This is a genomic window from Aphanothece microscopica RSMan92, assembly GCF_046613545.2.
Taxonomy (GTDB): Bacteria; Cyanobacteriota; Cyanobacteriia; order PCC-6307; family Cyanobiaceae; genus NIES-981.
The window spans coordinates 1-504 of record NZ_JBKKKY020000452.1; the positions used below are offsets into that span (position 1 = coordinate 1).

Sequence of the window (504 nt, forward strand, 5' to 3'; positions counted from 1 at the left end):
CGATGTGATCAAGATGCCACCGGATTCGCTACCGGATTCTGCAACAAAGACACCTTTCTTGTCATCCACGAATGATAGTGCTTTGTCTACGACAGTTCTTGCCCTGTATCCCTGCGTTGATGACGTTTCCCATTCGGAATCTGGGCTCGCCTTGCGATAGATAGCCTGAGAGTACTTGGTCAGTGCGATTATTGACCCGTCACTGCGTTTATTCACATCAAGAATCGCGTCGGAGTACTGATACAGTGGTTGACTTGGTATAGCCCTCACACCGTCGGCAGACAAATCATTGTAGGAACCTACTTGAGTTCCGGAGTAAGAAATCGTCTGGTCTTCATGCACTCGGAAGGAGGTGAAGCGTTCCGTTAGTCGAAAAAATGAATACGAGAGAACCTCCACCGATTGTACATGCGTGTTAACCCTTAGGATGGTGTTTCGACTTCCACAGACAATGAGGGTACTATCGTTTATCCGAGCTGACCCGGTAGGTTGCCCTGCAAGTTG

At 48.6% G+C, this 504-nt stretch carries 1 protein-coding gene; it reads right to left on the reverse strand.

The features are described 5' to 3' along the window. Positions 1 to 399: hypothetical protein (locus ACLD7X_RS18500; RefSeq protein WP_425625498.1), on the reverse strand; the 399-nt coding region annotated here is incomplete at its 3' end. Between the last annotated feature and the right edge of the window lie 105 nt (positions 400 to 504).